The organism is Lelliottia sp. F153 (assembly GCF_002870005.1).
Classification (GTDB): Bacteria; Pseudomonadota; Gammaproteobacteria; order Enterobacterales; family Enterobacteriaceae; genus Enterobacter; species Enterobacter nimipressuralis.
Genome location: NZ_PKFT01000003.1, coordinates 356519 through 372113, shown reverse-complemented (window position 1 = coordinate 372113; position 15595 = coordinate 356519). Strand labels below are relative to the sequence as shown.

General features: G+C 57.3%; 15 protein-coding genes. 10 read left to right on the top strand and 5 right to left on the bottom strand.

Annotation, left to right across the window (positions count from 1 at the left end; all coding sequences use genetic code 11):
• Nucleotides 1-371: 371 nt before the first annotated feature.
• The 10 genes from F153LOC_RS11440 (at nucleotide 372) to F153LOC_RS11395 (ending at nucleotide 9008) form a co-directional block, all read left to right on the top strand.
• The gene (locus F153LOC_RS11440; RefSeq protein WP_100777836.1) at nucleotides 372-710 is read left to right on the top strand and encodes a glycine dehydrogenase; all 339 of its coding nucleotides are present in this window, start codon (nucleotides 372-374) and stop codon (nucleotides 708-710) included.
• An 11-nt stretch (nucleotides 711-721) separates the two neighbouring features.
• Nucleotides 722-1084: an SFCGS family glycine-rich protein gene (locus tag F153LOC_RS11435; protein ID WP_100777835.1), complete on the top strand. Its 363-nt coding sequence runs from the start codon at nucleotides 722-724 to the stop codon at nucleotides 1082-1084.
• Between the two features lie 2 nt (nucleotides 1085-1086).
• Nucleotides 1087-1386, top strand: a complete 300-nt coding sequence (locus F153LOC_RS11430) for a DUF4312 family protein (protein WP_100777834.1) — start codon at nucleotides 1087-1089, stop codon at nucleotides 1384-1386.
• A 22-nt stretch (nucleotides 1387-1408) separates the two neighbouring features.
• Nucleotides 1409-2185, top strand: coding sequence for a DUF4311 domain-containing protein (locus tag F153LOC_RS11425; RefSeq protein WP_095280543.1), 777 nt, complete (start codon nucleotides 1409-1411; stop codon nucleotides 2183-2185).
• Between the two features lie 13 nt (nucleotides 2186-2198).
• Entirely contained in the window at nucleotides 2199-2840 is a 642-nt protein-coding gene (locus F153LOC_RS11420; RefSeq protein ID WP_095280544.1) for a DUF4310 family protein, read from the top strand.
• Between the two features lie 42 nt (nucleotides 2841-2882).
• Nucleotides 2883-4016: an amidohydrolase/deacetylase family metallohydrolase gene (locus F153LOC_RS11415; protein WP_102104473.1), complete on the top strand. Its 1134-nt coding sequence runs from the start codon at nucleotides 2883-2885 to the stop codon at nucleotides 4014-4016.
• The gene (locus tag F153LOC_RS11410; RefSeq protein ID WP_100777832.1) at nucleotides 4000-5118 is read left to right on the top strand and encodes a DgaE family pyridoxal phosphate-dependent ammonia lyase; all 1119 of its coding nucleotides are present in this window, start codon (nucleotides 4000-4002) and stop codon (nucleotides 5116-5118) included. Before F153LOC_RS11415 ends, F153LOC_RS11410 begins: the two co-directional genes overlap by 17 nt.
• Nucleotides 5115-5855 (top strand): KDGP aldolase family protein, encoded by a 741-nt coding sequence (locus tag F153LOC_RS11405; RefSeq protein WP_102104474.1) that lies wholly within the window; start codon nucleotides 5115-5117, stop codon nucleotides 5853-5855. The genes F153LOC_RS11410 and F153LOC_RS11405 overlap by 4 nt, the downstream gene beginning before the upstream one ends.
• A 77-nt stretch (nucleotides 5856-5932) precedes the next feature.
• On the top strand, nucleotides 5933-7078 hold the full coding sequence (locus tag F153LOC_RS11400; RefSeq protein ID WP_102104475.1) for a lactonase family protein: 1146 nt from the start codon (nucleotides 5933-5935) through the stop codon (nucleotides 7076-7078).
• Between the two features lie 19 nt (nucleotides 7079-7097).
• Nucleotides 7098-9008: a transcription antiterminator gene (locus F153LOC_RS11395; protein WP_100777829.1), complete on the top strand. Its 1911-nt coding sequence runs from the start codon at nucleotides 7098-7100 to the stop codon at nucleotides 9006-9008.
• 32 nt (nucleotides 9009-9040) lie between these two features.
• Here F153LOC_RS11395 and nrdG read toward each other — a convergent pair whose 3' ends face one another.
• The 5 genes from nrdG to treB form a co-directional block, all read right to left on the bottom strand.
• Nucleotides 9041-9505: an anaerobic ribonucleoside-triphosphate reductase-activating protein gene (nrdG, locus tag F153LOC_RS11390; RefSeq protein WP_102104476.1), complete on the bottom strand. Its 465-nt coding sequence runs from the start codon at nucleotides 9503-9505 to the stop codon at nucleotides 9041-9043.
• Nucleotides 9506-9817: a hypothetical protein gene (locus F153LOC_RS11385; RefSeq protein WP_102104477.1), complete on the bottom strand. Its 312-nt coding sequence runs from the start codon at nucleotides 9815-9817 to the stop codon at nucleotides 9506-9508.
• Nucleotides 9818-9856: 39 nt separating this feature from the next.
• Nucleotides 9857-11995, bottom strand: a complete 2139-nt coding sequence (gene nrdD, locus F153LOC_RS11380) for an anaerobic ribonucleoside-triphosphate reductase (RefSeq protein WP_100777827.1) — start codon at nucleotides 11993-11995, stop codon at nucleotides 9857-9859.
• Nucleotides 11996-12370: 375 nt separating this feature from the next.
• The gene (gene treC, locus F153LOC_RS11370) at nucleotides 12371-14026 is read right to left on the bottom strand and encodes an alpha,alpha-phosphotrehalase (RefSeq protein ID WP_102104478.1); all 1656 of its coding nucleotides are present in this window, start codon (nucleotides 14024-14026) and stop codon (nucleotides 12371-12373) included.
• 51 nt (nucleotides 14027-14077) lie between these two features.
• A complete protein-coding gene (gene treB, locus F153LOC_RS11365) occupies nucleotides 14078-15496 on the bottom strand; it encodes a PTS trehalose transporter subunit IIBC (protein WP_181827912.1) in 1419 nt (472 codons plus the stop codon).
• Nucleotides 15497-15595: the final 99 nt, after the last annotated feature.

Below are 15595 nucleotides of genomic sequence, written 5' to 3'. Positions count from 1 at the left end.
TAAGACGTGTTGTTCCAGCCCCGACCCTGATTTAAATTCAGATAGGGGCTTTCCACTTTCCGTCCCATGCATGAGACGGTCAGTCTCAAGCACCCACGCGCACTTTACCGAATCCCCATAAGAAAACCTTATTCAGTTCACATTTCTACGAGCCTGCTCGTAAACTTTTTCGTTCTCTTTCCTGCCGTTTGACCACCGAATAGCGTGACATTCATCACGCAAATCCAGCTGATAATTCATATTCACCGCAATTATGTGGCACAGATCACTGGTGCCGCTCTCCTTTCCACTTCGAAGTGGAAAACAACTCGCTACAAACAAATAACCGACAGCGTTAGTTTTATCCCAGAGCCATTAACGGGGTAAGACGAGTGATTAACGGAGCGGTAATGAACGACGTTGGGGAACAGGCAGCGCAGACGGCACAGCTCGCCGACACCATGCTGGAGCAGGTATTCACTCTGCTTCGCCATCACAACATCATTCCCAATGACGTCCAGGTTCAGATGCTGACGTCCCACGTTCGCGCAATGGCGCACCGGTCCGTGACCGGCGAACCGCTGCCGGACGTAGAAGCTGACCTGTTTGACGAAATTTCTGCAGATTCAATGCGGCTTGCCCGCGAAGTGGTCGCGCAGTTTGGCAACCTTCCTGATGAAGAAGCCTGGCTGCTCTCCGTTCACTTCGAAGTCGCGAAAGACAACCTTTAAGGAGCACTACCATGGAACAAATTACTGTTGTGATTGGCGATCGTCTGGGCAAAGGCCAGAAAGTGGCTATCGGCGTTGAAAAAGCAGGCGGACGTGCGGTTGTCGTGCCAGGCGTGGCGGCAGACATGAAACTGGGCGACGTCATGAAAGCGGAAAACGCCACTTTCGGCATCTCTTTCTGCGGCAGCGGCGGCGCGGGTGCAATCACCGCGCAGACCAAATATGGCTACAAAGCGAAATACGGCATGCGTTCAGTGGAAGAGGGCGTCACTGCCATTAACGAAGGCTGCAACGTGCTGGGCTTCGGCTTTATGGATAAAGAAGAGCTGGGCGAGCGTCTGGTTCAGGCGTGGCAGAAGAAGCACGGCGCCTGAGCATGAAAGAGCAATTCACCACCACGGTGAGAGTGAAAGGCAAAGGCGAGATGAAATCCCGCGCCTTTGCCGACGCGCTAAACCACGTTCAGGCCGCGGTGATGAAAGCATCGCCGCATATCTTACTGCGTATTGAGCCACAGGATGTGCAGGTTGTTCAGGCGCAAGAAGCGGTGCGTAAGGAAGCTTTTCTGTACTTCTTTTTGCGCCGGGAAAGACGCACCTACAGCGTGGAGCTGGATGTGACCGTCAACGTGACCGCCATCAATCTCGACAAGGTGGACTTTGTCACGCAACGCTGATTCTTACTAATAGGGCAGACTAATGTTCCTGATAATTTTAATAAAATCGCTCATCATCGGCGGCCTGGTTGGCGTCGGCGTGGGCGCCGGGGCTGCACGCATGTTTCATGCGCCTACCACACAGGGTATGGGCGCGTTTCGTACGTTGGGGGAACTGAACTCCTGTGAAGGGGACCCAGCGTCTCACTTCTCCTTTGGTCTGGGGTTCTTCTTTAACGCCTGGGCATCGTCAGTGGCTGCGGGGGCATTCACTCAAGACGTTGACCATCGCATCATCCCGAACTGGGGTGCGGCGGCGCTGATGCTGAAAAACCGCAACGTGGGCGAAACACTGCACGACCCACGCAAAATGGCGATTGCCTGCGGCATCATCGGCATGTTCGTGGTCACCTTCCTGAACCTCACCGCCTCGTCCGTTCCCGCTGCCCTGCAGGTCACCGCCGTGAAGGTGCTGGTTCCGGCAGCGAACCTGCTGGTGAACACCGTGATGCCTGTGATTTTCTGGCTGGCGGCTATCGATGCGGGCAAAAAATCGGGCTTCTGGGCGACCGTGTTTGGCGGCGCAGCGCAGCTGATTATGGGGAACGCCGTACCGGGTCTGGTGCTGGGCATTCTGATCGGTAAGGGCGTTGAAGAGAGCGGCTGGAACCACGTCACCAAAGTGATGATGGTCGCCATCGTGCTGCTGTTCGTTCTGAGCGGCTTCTTCCGCGGCTTCGACATGAAGATGATCGAATCCTTCCATCTGACCGTGCCGAACTGGCTCGATCTGATCCACAGCTCGCTCAGCGGCAAATAACAGGAGCCTCGACATGGAACAGAATAAAGGTTTTTGGTATGCCGACTGGTCGTTCCCGATCTTCGTTGGCCTGCTCTCTTCCGGCGTCTTCGCCGGGACGCACATGTACTACCTGTACGGCATCGGCGCGTTTAACGAAGTGGCTTTCGTTGCGATGCTGAAAGCGGGTATCGACACCGGTGTTTACGGTGCGGTCGCCGCGTTCGGCGCAAGCTTCCTGTTCGCCCGTATCATTGAAGGCTCCCTGGTGGGGATCCTGGATATCGGCGGTGCGATTCAGACCGGCGTGGGCCTCGGCGTTCCGGCGCTGCTGCTGGGCGCGGGGATCATGTTCCCGGTGACCAACTTTATTGCCTCGCTGGCGACCGGCCTGGTGATTGGTCTGGCGATTGGTTACGTGATCATTCTGGCGCGTAAATTCACCATCAATCAGAGCAACTCCACCTACGGGGCTGACGTGATGATGGGGGCGGGTAACGCCTCTGGCCGCTTCCTCGGGCCGTTGATTATTCTCAGCGCCATGACCGCCTCTATTCCGATTGGTATCGGTTCGCTGGTCGGCGCGCTGCTGTTTTACCTCTGGCAGAAGCCGATTACCGGCGGCGCGATCCTCGGCGCCATGATTTTAGGTTCGCTGTTCCCGGTGGCCCTTTAACTCCCACGGGCGCTTACGCGCCCGTCCTTTCAGGAGATACGCATGTTTGATTTACTCCTGCGCCGTGCGCGCCTGACCGACGATACCCTGACCGATATCGCCATCCAGGACGGTAAAATCGCAGCGCTGGGCGAGATTTCCACTCCCGCACACAAAACCGTCGAGCTGAACGGCGAAGTCTTTGTCAGCGCCGGCTGGATTGACTCCCACGTTCACTGCTATCCCAATTCCCCGATCTACCATGATGAGCCAGACAGCGTCGGCATCGCCACGGGCGTGACCTCGGTGGTGGACGCGGGCAGTACCGGCGCAGATGACGTGGACGACTTCTACGAAATTACCCGCAAAGCCTCAACGGAGGTTTTTGCCCTGCTGAACATCTCCCGCGTGGGGCTGATCGCCCAGAACGAACTGGCGAACATGGCCAATATCGACGCCGATGCGGTGAAACAGGCCGTTGCACGTCACCCGGATTTCATCGTCGGCCTGAAAGCGCGCATGAGCAGCAGCGTGGTCGGCGAAAACGGCATCACACCGCTGGAGCGCGCAAAAGCGATTCAGAAAGAGAACGGCGATCTGCCGCTGATGGTCCACATCGGTAACAATCCGCCGAATCTCGACGAGATTGCCGAACTGCTCAGTTCCGGCGACATCATCACCCACTGCTATAACGGCAAACCGAACCGCATTCTGACGCCAGAGGGCGAACTGCGCGCCTCCGTCACCCGTGCGCTCAAGCGCGGCGTGCGACTGGACGTGGGCCACGGTACCGCAAGCTTTAACTTTGAAGTGGCGAAACGCGCCATCGCGATGGGCATTCTGCCGCACACCATCAGCTCGGACATTTACTGCCGCAACCGTATCAACGGCCCGGTGGGTAGCCTGGCGAGCGTGATGTCGAAATTTCTCGCAATCGGCATGTCGCTTCCGCAGGTGATCGAGTGCGTCACCGCGAACGCCGCCGATGGCCTGCGTCTGGCCCATAAAGGCCGCATTCAGCCGGGTCTGGATGCCGATCTGACGCTGTTCACCGTTAAACGCCAGCCCACGCTGCTGGTGGATGCGGAAAACGACAGCCTGCAGGCTGAACATATTCTGGTGCCGCTTGCCGCGATCCGCGCGGGCAAGGGCTATATGACCGAACAAGGGAGTACGGAAAATGCCTTCGATTTATGAGAAATACAATTTAAAACAGGTGATTAACACCTCAGGCCGCATGACCGCGCTGGGCGTGTCGACGCCGCGCCCGGAAGTGGTGCAGGCGGCGATGGACGGCATGAACCAGTATTTCGAAATGAAAGATCTGGTGAATAAAACCGGAGAGTACATCGCGAAGCTGCTGGACGTGGAAGGGGCGACGGTGGTCTCGTGCGCGTCAGCAGGGATTGCCCAATCCGTAGCCGCGGTGCTGGTCAAGGACAGCGACTGGCTGCTGGAAAACCTGCACGTTACGCCGATTGAGAACAACGAAATCGTGCTGCCGAAAGGCCACAACGTCAACTTTGGCGCACCGGTCGGTACCATGGTTGCGCTCGGTGGCGGTAAACTGGTGGAAGCCGGTTACGCCAACGAGTGCTCCGCCGATCAGCTGGCGGCGGCGATCACCCCGCGCACTGCGGCGATCCTCTACATCAAATCGCACCACTGCGTGCAGAAAAGTATGCTCAGCGTTGAGCAGGCCGCGGTGGTCGCGCGAAAACACGATCTGCCGCTGATCGTCGATGCGGCGGCCGAAGAAGATCTTCATACCTACTATCGTTCCGGCGCGGATCTGGTGATTTACAGCGGGGCGAAAGCGATCGAAGGGCCAACCAGCGGCCTGGTGATTGGCAAAACCCAGTACGTTGAGTGGGTCAAACGCCAGACCGCGGGTATTGGCCGCGCGATGAAAGTGGGCAAAGAGGGGATTCTGGGCCTGACCTGCGCCATCGAACATTATCTGACGGCGACCAAAGAGAGCGGGGCAGAGATGGTGGCGAAGATGACGCCCTTTATCGATGCGCTGAATACGCTTAACGGCGTCACGGCCCGCGTGGTATGGGACAGCGCTGGCCGCGATATCGCTCGTACCGAAATTAAATTCGATGAAGCCACCACCGGCGTGGGCACCGGCGAGCTGGTCAGTCAGCTCAAGCAGGGCGAATACGCGATCTATTTCCGTGGCTACAAGGCCAACGAAGGGATTATCGAAGCGGATGTGCGCAGCGTCAGCGCCGATCAGCTGAACATTGTTTATCGCCGCATCCGCGAAGTCTTAAGCCAGGAGAAACAAGCATGAAACTGACCCCCAATTTTTATCGTGACCGCGTGTGCCTGAACGTGCTGGCCGGTTCCAAAGCCAACGCCAGCGCGATCTATGAAGCCGCAGAAGGCCATGTGCTGGTGGGCGTGCTCTCCAAAAACTATCCTGATGTGGCGAGTGCCGTCGCTGATATGCGCGAGTATGCAGCGCTGATCGACAACGCTCTCTCCGTTGGACTCGGGGCGGGCGATCCGAACCAGTCGGCGATGGTCAGCGAAATCTCTCGCCAGGTGCAGCCGCAGCACGTCAACCAGGTGTTCACCGGTGTGGCGACCAGCCGCGCACTGCTGGGGCAGAATGCGTCGGTGGTTAACGGTCTGGTCTCGCCAACGGGAACCGTCGGAATGGTCAAAATCTCCACCGGCCCGCTGAGCAGCGCGGCACCGGACGGTATCGTCCCGGTTGATACGGCGATTGCCCTGCTGAAAGATTTCGGCGGCAGCTCCATCAAATACTTCCCGATGGGCGGTCTGAAATGCCGTGACGAATACCAGGCCGTTGCTGAAGCCTGTGCCCGCCACGATTTCTGGCTGGAGCCAACCGGCGGTATCGATCTGGAAAACTTCGAGGAGATCCTGCAGATCGCCCTCGATGCAGGAGTGAGCAAAATCATTCCGCATATTTATAGCTCGATTATCGACAAAGCCAGCGGCGATACCCGTCCTGAGGACGTGCGCACGCTGCTGGAAATGACGAAGAAGTTGGTCAAGTAGTTCTCGCCGCGCCTGAACCCTCTCCCTTCGGAGAGGGTCGGGTGAGAGCATCAAACCGCACAACACCAGGAGCCGCCATGCATACCCATCACCTGCTCGTCGCTTCACTCTCCCTGCTTGCCACCGCCGCCGTCGCACAACCCCAGTACGCCTGGGTCGGCACCTACAACCCTAACGGCGAAGGGCTGTACCGTTTTACGGTCGATCCTAACAATGGTGCGCTCGGGGAGAAAACCCTCGTGAGCCAGTTACCCAACGCGGCGCAGCTTACGGTTTCGCACGAGGGCAAAACCCTCTATCTGGCGAGCGAAACGGAGAAAGGGGTGATTCAGGCGTTACGCATCGGGGCAAGCGGTGAACTGACCGAGCTGAATCAGGTGGCGTCCGGCGGGGCGGGACCTGTCTATGTTTCTCTGACGCCAGAGGGGCGTCATCTGCTGGTGGCGAACTATGTCAGCGGCTCGATTGCGGTGCTGCCCGTGAAGGCTGACGGCAGTCTGGGAGAGGCGACGGACACCCATCAGGATCAGGGCGAACCCGGTGCGGCGAAACCGGAAGCGGCTGTCGAAGGCAGCTTTGCCGTAAGCGATCATAACGGTCCTCACGCCCATATGATCGCCGCCGATCCGAGCGGGAAATATGTTTTTTCGACGGATCTCGGTCTGGATCGGATCTATCAGTACCGTTTTGACACTCAACGCGGAAAGCTCACCCCAAACGAGCCGCCGTTTATCAACGCCTCGTCTAAAGGTGCCGGGCCGCGCCATTTTGTCTTTACGCCGAAAGGCGATGGCCTGTGGCTGATCAACGAAGAGTCCTCGACCCTGACCTGGTATGCTCTGGATCAGGCCACCGGCACGCTGAAAGAGGGCAAAACGATCTCTTCCCTGCCGAAAGAGTATAAAGGCACCAGTTTTGCCGCAGGGCTGGCGTTGAGCGCTGATGGCCAGCAGCTGTACGTCGCGAACCGTTTGCATAACAGCATCGCGCACTTTAGGGTAACGGCCGAGGGCACGCTGGTGCATCAGGAGGATGTCTGGACCCGTGGCGATTACCCACGTTCTCTGACCCTGGATAAGCAGGGCCGCTGGCTGTACGTTATGAATCAGCGCAGCGATAACATCACCCGTTTTCGCGTTGCACCCGATGGCAAGCTAAGCTTCGAACCGGACTACACGCCGGTCGGCAGCCCATCACAGATGGTCATTTCAACCGGGCCATGAGCCGTAAGAGGATAAAGACGTGCGATTTCCGAACCAACGTTTAGCGCAACTGTTTGATCTGTTGCAAAACGAGACGCTGCCGCAGGACGAGCTGGCGCAGCGGCTGTCGGTATCCACACGTACCGTGCGGGCGGACATCACCGCCCTGAACGCGCTGCTGGCAGGCCACGGCGCGCAGTTTATTCTCAGCCGCGGCAACGGCTATCAGCTCAAGATTGACGATGCCGCGCGCTATCAGTCGTTGCAGGATTCTCGCCCGCGCGCGCTGCGGATCCCGCGCACCGGACAGGAGCGCGTGCATTATCTGGTGGTGCGTTTTCTCACCTCTGCTTTTTCGTTAAAGCTGGAAGATTTGGCTGATGAATGGTTTGTCAGCCGCGCGACCCTGCAAAACGACATGGTGGAGGTGCGAGAGTGGTTCCACCGCTACAGCCTGACGCTGGAAACGCGCCCGCGCCACGGCATGAAACTGTTCGGCAGTGAGATGTCGATTCGCGCCTGCCTGACGGATTTGCTGTGGGAGCTGGCGCAGCAGGACAGCCTCAATCCGCTGGTGACGGAAGTTGCCCTGAATGCGGGTGTGCCGGAGCAGCTGGTTATGGTGCTGCATGACACTCTCACGCGCCATCACATTCGTCTCACGGATGAAGGCGAGCTGTTTGTACGGCTCTATTGTGCCGTGTCCGTGCGCCGCATCAGCGAAGGCTATCCGCTGCCGGAATTTAACGCCGAGGATGTCGAAGAGAACGTGCGTGACGCCGCGCGGGATATTGCTGCGGCCATTGCCCGGCTGGCGGATAAAGTGCTCTCACCGTCAGAGGAAAACTGGCTTTGCGTCCACATCGCCGCGCGCCAGATTCAGGAGATCGCCCCGAGCGCGATTAACGCTGACGACGACGAAGCGCTGGTGAACTATATCCTGCGCTACATTAACACCCACTATAACTACAACCTGTTGAACGATGCCCAGCTGCACGCGGATCTGCTGACACATATTAAAACCATGATCACCCGCGTGCGTTACCAAATCATGATCCCCAATCCGCTGCTGGATAACATCAAACAGCACTATCCGATGGCGTGGGATATGACCCTGGCGGCGGTCTCCGGCTGGGGGAAATACACGCCGTACGTGATCAGCGAAAACGAGATTGGTTTTCTGGTGCTGCACATCGGCGTCGGGCTGGAACGCCATTACAACGTCGGCTATCAGCGCCAGCCGCGCGTCCTGCTGGTGTGCGATGCCGGGAACGCGATGGCGCGCATGATTGAAGCGGTGCTGCAGCGCAAATACCCGCAGGTGGAAGTGACGCGCACCGTCACCCTGCGCGAGTACGAGCTGGCGGAAAGCATCAGCGAGGATTTCGTGATCTCCACCGCCCGCATCAGTGAAAAAGCGAAACCGGTGGTGCAGATCGCGCCGTTCCCGACCGACTATCAGCTGGAGCAGATTGGCAAGCTGGTGCTGGTGGATCGCACCCGTCCGTGGATGCTGGAAAAATACTTCGACGCCGACCATTTCCGCGTGATTGATTCAAACAGTGATCAGCAAACGTTGTTTCAGGAACTGTGCGGGCAACTGCGTGAGGAAGGATTTGTCGACGCGGAGTTTCTCGACTCGGTGGTCGAACGTGAAGCCATCGTCAGCACCATGCTCGGCGACGGTATCGCGCTGCCCCACTCCCTCGGTCTGCTGGCGCAAAAAACCGTGGTCTACACCGTACTGGCTCCGCAGGGAATAAAGTGGGGCGACGAAACGGCGCACGTGATTTTCCTGCTGGCGATCAGCAAAAGCGAATACGAAGAGGCGATGGCGATTTACGATATTTTCGTCACCTTCCTGCGCGAGCGGGCGATGACGCGCCTGTGCGGCTGCCGTGATTTTGCAGAATTCAAAACGGTGGCGATGGAGAGTTTGAGTCGTTTTTGAGGCGATGGGCGGAAAACGTCTCCGCCCACGGTTTATCGTAAATGATGTACAACCTGGTTGCTGCTGCCGCGCCAAATCAGCGCCGGGTCTTTCAAATCCTGCACGAACTTACCATCCACCAGCACGTTAATCAGGTCGACGATTTCCATCTGAGCGTCGTTCAGCTCATCCAGCTTATAGCCCGTCCACACCCAGATATCTTTCCCCGCGCACTCTTCTCGAATGCGTTTCACCAGTTTCAGAATGTGCGGCACGTTCTGCGGATGGAGCGGATCGCCGCCGGAGAGGGAGACCCCCTGGCGCGGGATACGCGTGTCGTTCAAATCCCTGATGATCCGGTTTTCCATCTCGTCGTCAAACGGCAGGCCCGAGTTCAGACGCCAGGTGCTTTTGTTGTAGCAGCCAGGGCATTCGTGAACGCACCCGGACACAAAAAGCGTGCAGCGGGTGCCGGGGCCGTTGACGATGTCGACGGGGTAATACTGGTGATAATTCACTTATAGTGTTACTTCGTAATCAATCTGGTCGACACAAGTTTGTGGGCGACTATGGTTATCTCCAGTTACCCACTCACCATCTTTGACTTGGATGTCCGTAAGTTTATCAATTTGCATACAACGCCATTCAGAATTATCTAGCGTTATTGTACCCTTGCTACTTTCCCCTCCAAATTGATAGAACATCGCTTGGTAGCGCCCATTTTTTTGCCCTAAGGCATGTGGGCACATTTCTCTAAAATATCCGCCGTACATTGCAGTAACTTGTTTTTTATTCTGAATCGCGTACTTAATTAGCTCGTAATTACTCATACAACCTCCAGGTATTTCACTTGTCATAAATTCGATGTATTACCCGATCTGGCCATTCCCCAAATGTTTCACGCGGCGCTTCACTTCTTCCTGCTTACCGGCGTTGAACGGACGTGCGTCCGGGCTGCCGAGATAACCACAGACACGGCGGGTTACGGAGACACGCGCGGCGTCGTGGTTACCGCATTTCGGACAGGTAAAGCCCTTGCTGGTACATTCGAATTCACCGGTGAAACCACACTCGTAGCACTCATCGATCGGCGTGTTAGTGCCGTAATAGGGCACGTGCTGATAGCTATAATCCCACACGTCTTCCAGCGCTTTCAGGTTGTGCTGAATGTTCGGGTACTCGCCGTAACAGATAAAGCCACCGTTCGCCACCGGCGGGTAGGCCGCTTCAAAGTCGATCTTGTCGTACGGATTGACCTTTTTCTCTACGTCGAGGTGGAAGCTGTTGGTGTAGTAGCCTTTGTCGGTCACGCCGTTCACCACGCCAAACTCGGCGGTATCCAGACGGCAGAAGCGGTCGCACAGGTTTTCGCTCGGCGTGCTGTAGAGGCTAAAGCCGTAGCCCGTTTCGTCTTTCCACTGGTCGACCGCATCGCGCAGGCGCTGAACGATAGCGATGCCTTTCGCGCGCAGGGCTTCGCTGTCATACATGTGCTGATTGCCAAACAGGGCGTTGATGGTTTCGTGGATGCCGATATACCCCAGCGAAATTGACGCGCGGCCGTTCTTGAAGATTTCAGAAACGTCATCGTCTGCTTTCAGGCGCACGCCACAGGCACCTTCCATATAGAGGATCGGCGCCACGCGCGCTTTTACTCCCTCCAGACGCGCAATACGGGTCATCAGCGCTTTACGCGCCAGCTGCAGACGTTCGTCGAGCAAGGTCCAGAACGCGGCTTCGTCACCCTTCGCTTCCAGCGCGATGCGCGGCAGGTTGAGGCTGATCACGCCGATGTTGTTGCGGCCTTCATGCACCTGCTCGCCGTTTTCATTTTCATACACGCCGAGGAAGCTGCGGCAGCCCATCGGGGTTTTGAACGAACCCGTGACTTTCACCACCTGGTCGTAGTTCAGAATATCCGGATACATGCGCTTGCTCGCGCATTCCAGCGCCAGCTGTTTGATGTCGTAGTTCGCATCACCAAACTTGTGATTCAGGCCATCGCGAATGGCGAAGACCAGTTTTGGGAACACCGCGGTTTTGCGGTTTTTGCCGAGGCCCGAAATACGATTGCGCAAAATCGACTGCTGAATCAGACGCGACTCCCAGCTGGTCCCCAGACCAAAACCGAAGGTTACAAACGGCGTCTGGCCGTTGGCGGTGTGCAGGGTGTTCACTTCGTATTCCAGAGACTGGAACGCGTCGTAGCACTCTTTCTCGGTGCGGGAGCGGGCATAGCCGTCCGCGTCCGGGATCTGCCACTCTTGCGCCACTTTGCGATGCTTGTTAAAGCTCTCGGTGACAAACGGTGCCAGCACTTCGTCGATGCGGTTAATGGTGGTGCCGCCGTAAATATGGCTGGCGACCTGGGCGATGATTTGCGCCGTTACCGCCGTGGCAGTAGAGATGGATTTTGGCGGCTCGATCTCGGCGTTGCCCATTTTAAAACCGTGGGTCAGCATGCCTTTCAGGTCGATCAGCATACAGTTGAACATCGGGAAGAACGGGGAGTAGTCGAGATCGTGGTAGTGAATCTCACCGCGTTCATGGGCCTGCACCACGTCGCGCGGCAGCAGATGCTGACGGGCATAGTGCTTGGCGACGATACCGGCCAGCAGGTCGCGCTGGGTCGGGATCACTTTGCTGTCTTTGTTGGCGTTTTCATTCAGTAGCGCAGAGTTGGTCTGCTCGACCAGGCCACGGATCTCCTGATTCAGGCGACCGCGCTTTTCACGCTGGATGTCACGGTCGTGACGGTACTCAATGTAGGCGCGCGCCAGCTGCTTGTACGGGCCGGACATCAGCTGGTTTTCTACCGCAGTCTGGATCTCGTTGATATCCACCTGACTGCGCTCATTCATCTGGCTACTGACGATTTCTGCGACGGTGGCGCAGTAATCTGCGTCATCGACTCCCGCTGCTTTAGCTGCACGCAGAATCGCTTCTTTGATGCGCTCTGATTTAAACGGCACTTTACAGCCATCTCGTTTCATCACATGCGGTGTCATGATCACTCCATTAAAAACAGGTTATCCACAGAGGTGGGGAAGGCTGCACAGGACGCAAGTCCCGATGCCTCAGTCACTTCCCTCGTTCCCGACGCTTGTTATCCACAATTCCGGCCGGCGTCGTCGCCGTTGTCTTGTTGGAATAGTAGACGATAAATACAATATGTTGGGTCGGCGTGCATTTTAAGTTCTATATGTAGTGATTTGCATCAAACATGTTTGCGATTTTTTTGATTCAGAACAAAGTAAAAAGACGAGAGTACAAACGGCGGGCACTACAGCGATTGTAAATCCGGGCAGGAAAAATCTGATTAAATATTCAACAAAAACAGTAAAATATTGCCGGGCAAACGCAGCGCTGCCCGGCATTTTGTACTACGCCTGCAGCCACCACACCGCCTCAAACGGACGCAGTGTCATCGCGGCGGGTTGGCTGGCGACTTCGGCGTAGTTGCTGAGCACTACGCGCCAGTCGCCGCTGAGGGCGTCCGGCTGCCACGCCTGGCATTCATGACTCAGGTTTGCGACCACGATCAGCGTCTGCCCCTGCCACTGGCGGCGGTAACACCACAGGGAAGGATGCGTCGGCAGCAGATCCTGATAGTCGCCCCAGGTCAGCAGCGGCAGCGATTTGCGCAGAGCGATCAGCGACTGATAGGTATAAAACACGGAGTCGGGATCGCTGAGCGCCGCGTCAACGTTGAGGGTCGCGACGTTATCGCACAGATCGATCCACGGCTCGCCGGTGGTAAAACCGCCGTTCGAGGTGGCATCCCACTGCATCGGCGTGCGGCTGTTGTCGCGGGATTTACTCGCCAGAATCGCCAGAAGTTCCTCTGCATCGCGCCCCTTTGCCCGCTGCTCGGCGAACATGTTGTGGCTCTCCACATCGCGATAATCGGTGATGCGGGCGAAGTGCGGGTTGGTCATACCGATCTCTTCACCCTGGTAGATGTACGGCGTGCCCTGCATGCCGTGCAGCACCATTGCCAGCATTTTGGCGGAGGTGGTGCGGTATTCTCCCTCGTCGCCAAAGCGCGAAACGATGCGCGGCTGATCGTGGTTACACCAGAAAAGAGCGTTCCACGCAACGCCATGCATCCCTTGCTGCCAGTGGCTGAACAAAGTTTTCAGCGCCACGTAATCGGGCTTCGCGAGTGTCCACTTTTCGCCGTTCGGGTAATCGACTTTCAGGTGATGGAAGTTAAAGGTCATCGACAGTTCACGCCCGTCGAGCGCGGCGTATTGCTGGCAATTTTCCAGCGAGGTGGAGGACATCTCGCCCACGGTCATCAGGTTGCGCGGGGTGAACACATCCCGGCTCATCTCCTGCAAATATTCATGGGCGCGCGGGCCGTCGGTATAGAAACGGCGGCCATCGCCGAGGTTATCGTCCGGGAAATCCTGGTCCTTGGAGATCAGGTTAATCACGTCGAGACGCAGGCCGTCCACGCCGCGATCGGCCCAGAACTCGCACACTTTTTTCAGCTCGCTGCGGACCTGCGGGTTTTCCCAGTTCAGATCCGCCTGCTCGGGGGCGAAAAGGTGCAGATAATACTGCTCGCTCTCGGCGTGCCAGCGCCAGGCGTTGCCGCCAAATTTGGAGCGCCAGTTGTTCGGCAGCGCGTCCGGCGTACCGTCGCGCCAGATATAGAACTCACGGTACGGGCTCTCTTTGCTGAGAGATTCACGGAACCACGCGTGCTGCGTGGAAGTGTGGTTGAGCACCATGTCGAGCACCAGACGGATGCCGCGCGCATGGGCCTGTTTCACCAGTTCGTCAAAATCATCCAGCGTGCCGTAGGCCGGATCGATGGCGGTGTAGTTCGCCACGTCGTAGCCGTTATCGATCTGCGGGGAAATATAGAATGGTGTCAGCCAGAGGGCGTCCACGCCGAGGGTTTTCAGATAGTCCAGACGCTGCGTGACGCCGCGTAAATCACCGGTACCACGCCCGGTGGTGTCCTGAAAACTCTTTGGGTAAATCTGATAGATGACGCCGTTTTGCCACCAGTGCGGAAGGGTATTCATAATGCGTTCCTGCAAATGCGAAGGGGCGCAACTGCGCCCCGAAAGAAGACGTTAAACAATCTGCAGCGTGCCCTGACGGAACTTGCGCTGATAGATAACCGTGGTCAGCGCCATCGGGACGATAATCGCCACCGCCATGGCCAGGGCGAACACCTGCCAGTAGGACGGCTGAATAGAGAGGATACCCGGCAGGCCACCGACGCCGATGCCGTTCGCCATCACGCCGTTCAGCCCACACAGCAGCCCCGCCAGACCTGAGCCGATCATCGCGCACAGCATCGGGAAGCGGTATTTCAGGTTGATACCGTACATCGCCGGTTCGGTCACGCCGAGATAGGCGGAGATGGCTGCCGGCACCGAGATTTCACGCTCGTTGTGTTTACGGCTGACCAGGATAATCCCAGTGACCGCCGACGCCTGAGCAATGTTCGACAGGGCGATAATCGGCCAGACCGGTGTACCACCGAGGCTCTGAATCATCTGCATGTCGATGGCGAGCGTAGTCTGATGCACACCGGTAATCACCAGTGGCGCATAGAGGAAGCCAAACAGCGCAGCGCCAATCGGGGCGAAGCTGCCGGTCATCAGGTGACGCACCGCGAAGGCCACGCCGTCGCCAATCATGCGGCCAAACGGACCGATAAATGCGTGGGCGAGGAACACGGCCAGAATCAGCGAGCAGACCGGCACGACCACCAGATAGAGGTAATCCGGGACGATACGTTTCAGGCGCGTCTCAATAAACCCGAGTGCGAGACCGGCCAGCAGGGCGGGAATAACCTGCGCCTGATAACCCACTTTAGCGATGGTAAACAGGCCGAAGTTCCACACTTCCGGCACCTGTTGCCCAAGTAAGTAAGCGTTCATTAACTGCGGAGAGACCAGCGTTACGCCAAGCACGATGCCGAGGATCGGCGTGCCGCCCATTTTACGCACCGCCGACCAGCAGATCCCGACCGGCAGATAGAAGAAGATCGCCTCGCCAATCAGCCACAGGAAGTCATAGATGCTCTGCAGCGCGGGGTAAAGCTGCGCCAGGGTTTTGCCGTCGCTCATTGGCACGTCGCCAATCACGTTGCGGAAACCGAGGATCAGACCTCCGCTGATCAGCGCTGGCAGCAGCGGGAAGAAGATTTCCGCGAAGTGGGAGATCAGCTGCTCGTGCCATTTCATATTCTGGCGCGCCGCTTTCTTGGCCTGCTCTTTATCTGCCGACGAATGCCCGGTGGTCGCCAGCAGGGCGTGATAGTAATCACCCACTTCTGTGCCAATCACTACCTGGAACTGGCCGGCGTTGGTAAAGCAGCCTTTGACCATCGACAGCTCTTCGATGGCCTTCGGATTGGCTTTGGCCGGATCGTTCAGCACAAAACGCAGACGGGTAATGCAGTGGCTGACGGTGGCGATATTCTCGCGTCCCCCAACCAGAACGATCAGCTGGTCGATATCAGTTTGTTTAACTTTGCTCATCATGAAGCCTCATGACAGATGTGGAGGGTAATGACCTGGACGCAAGCCTACTCTTTGAGCGAGACGCTGAAAATGGGAACGTTCCCGAAATTGGGTGAG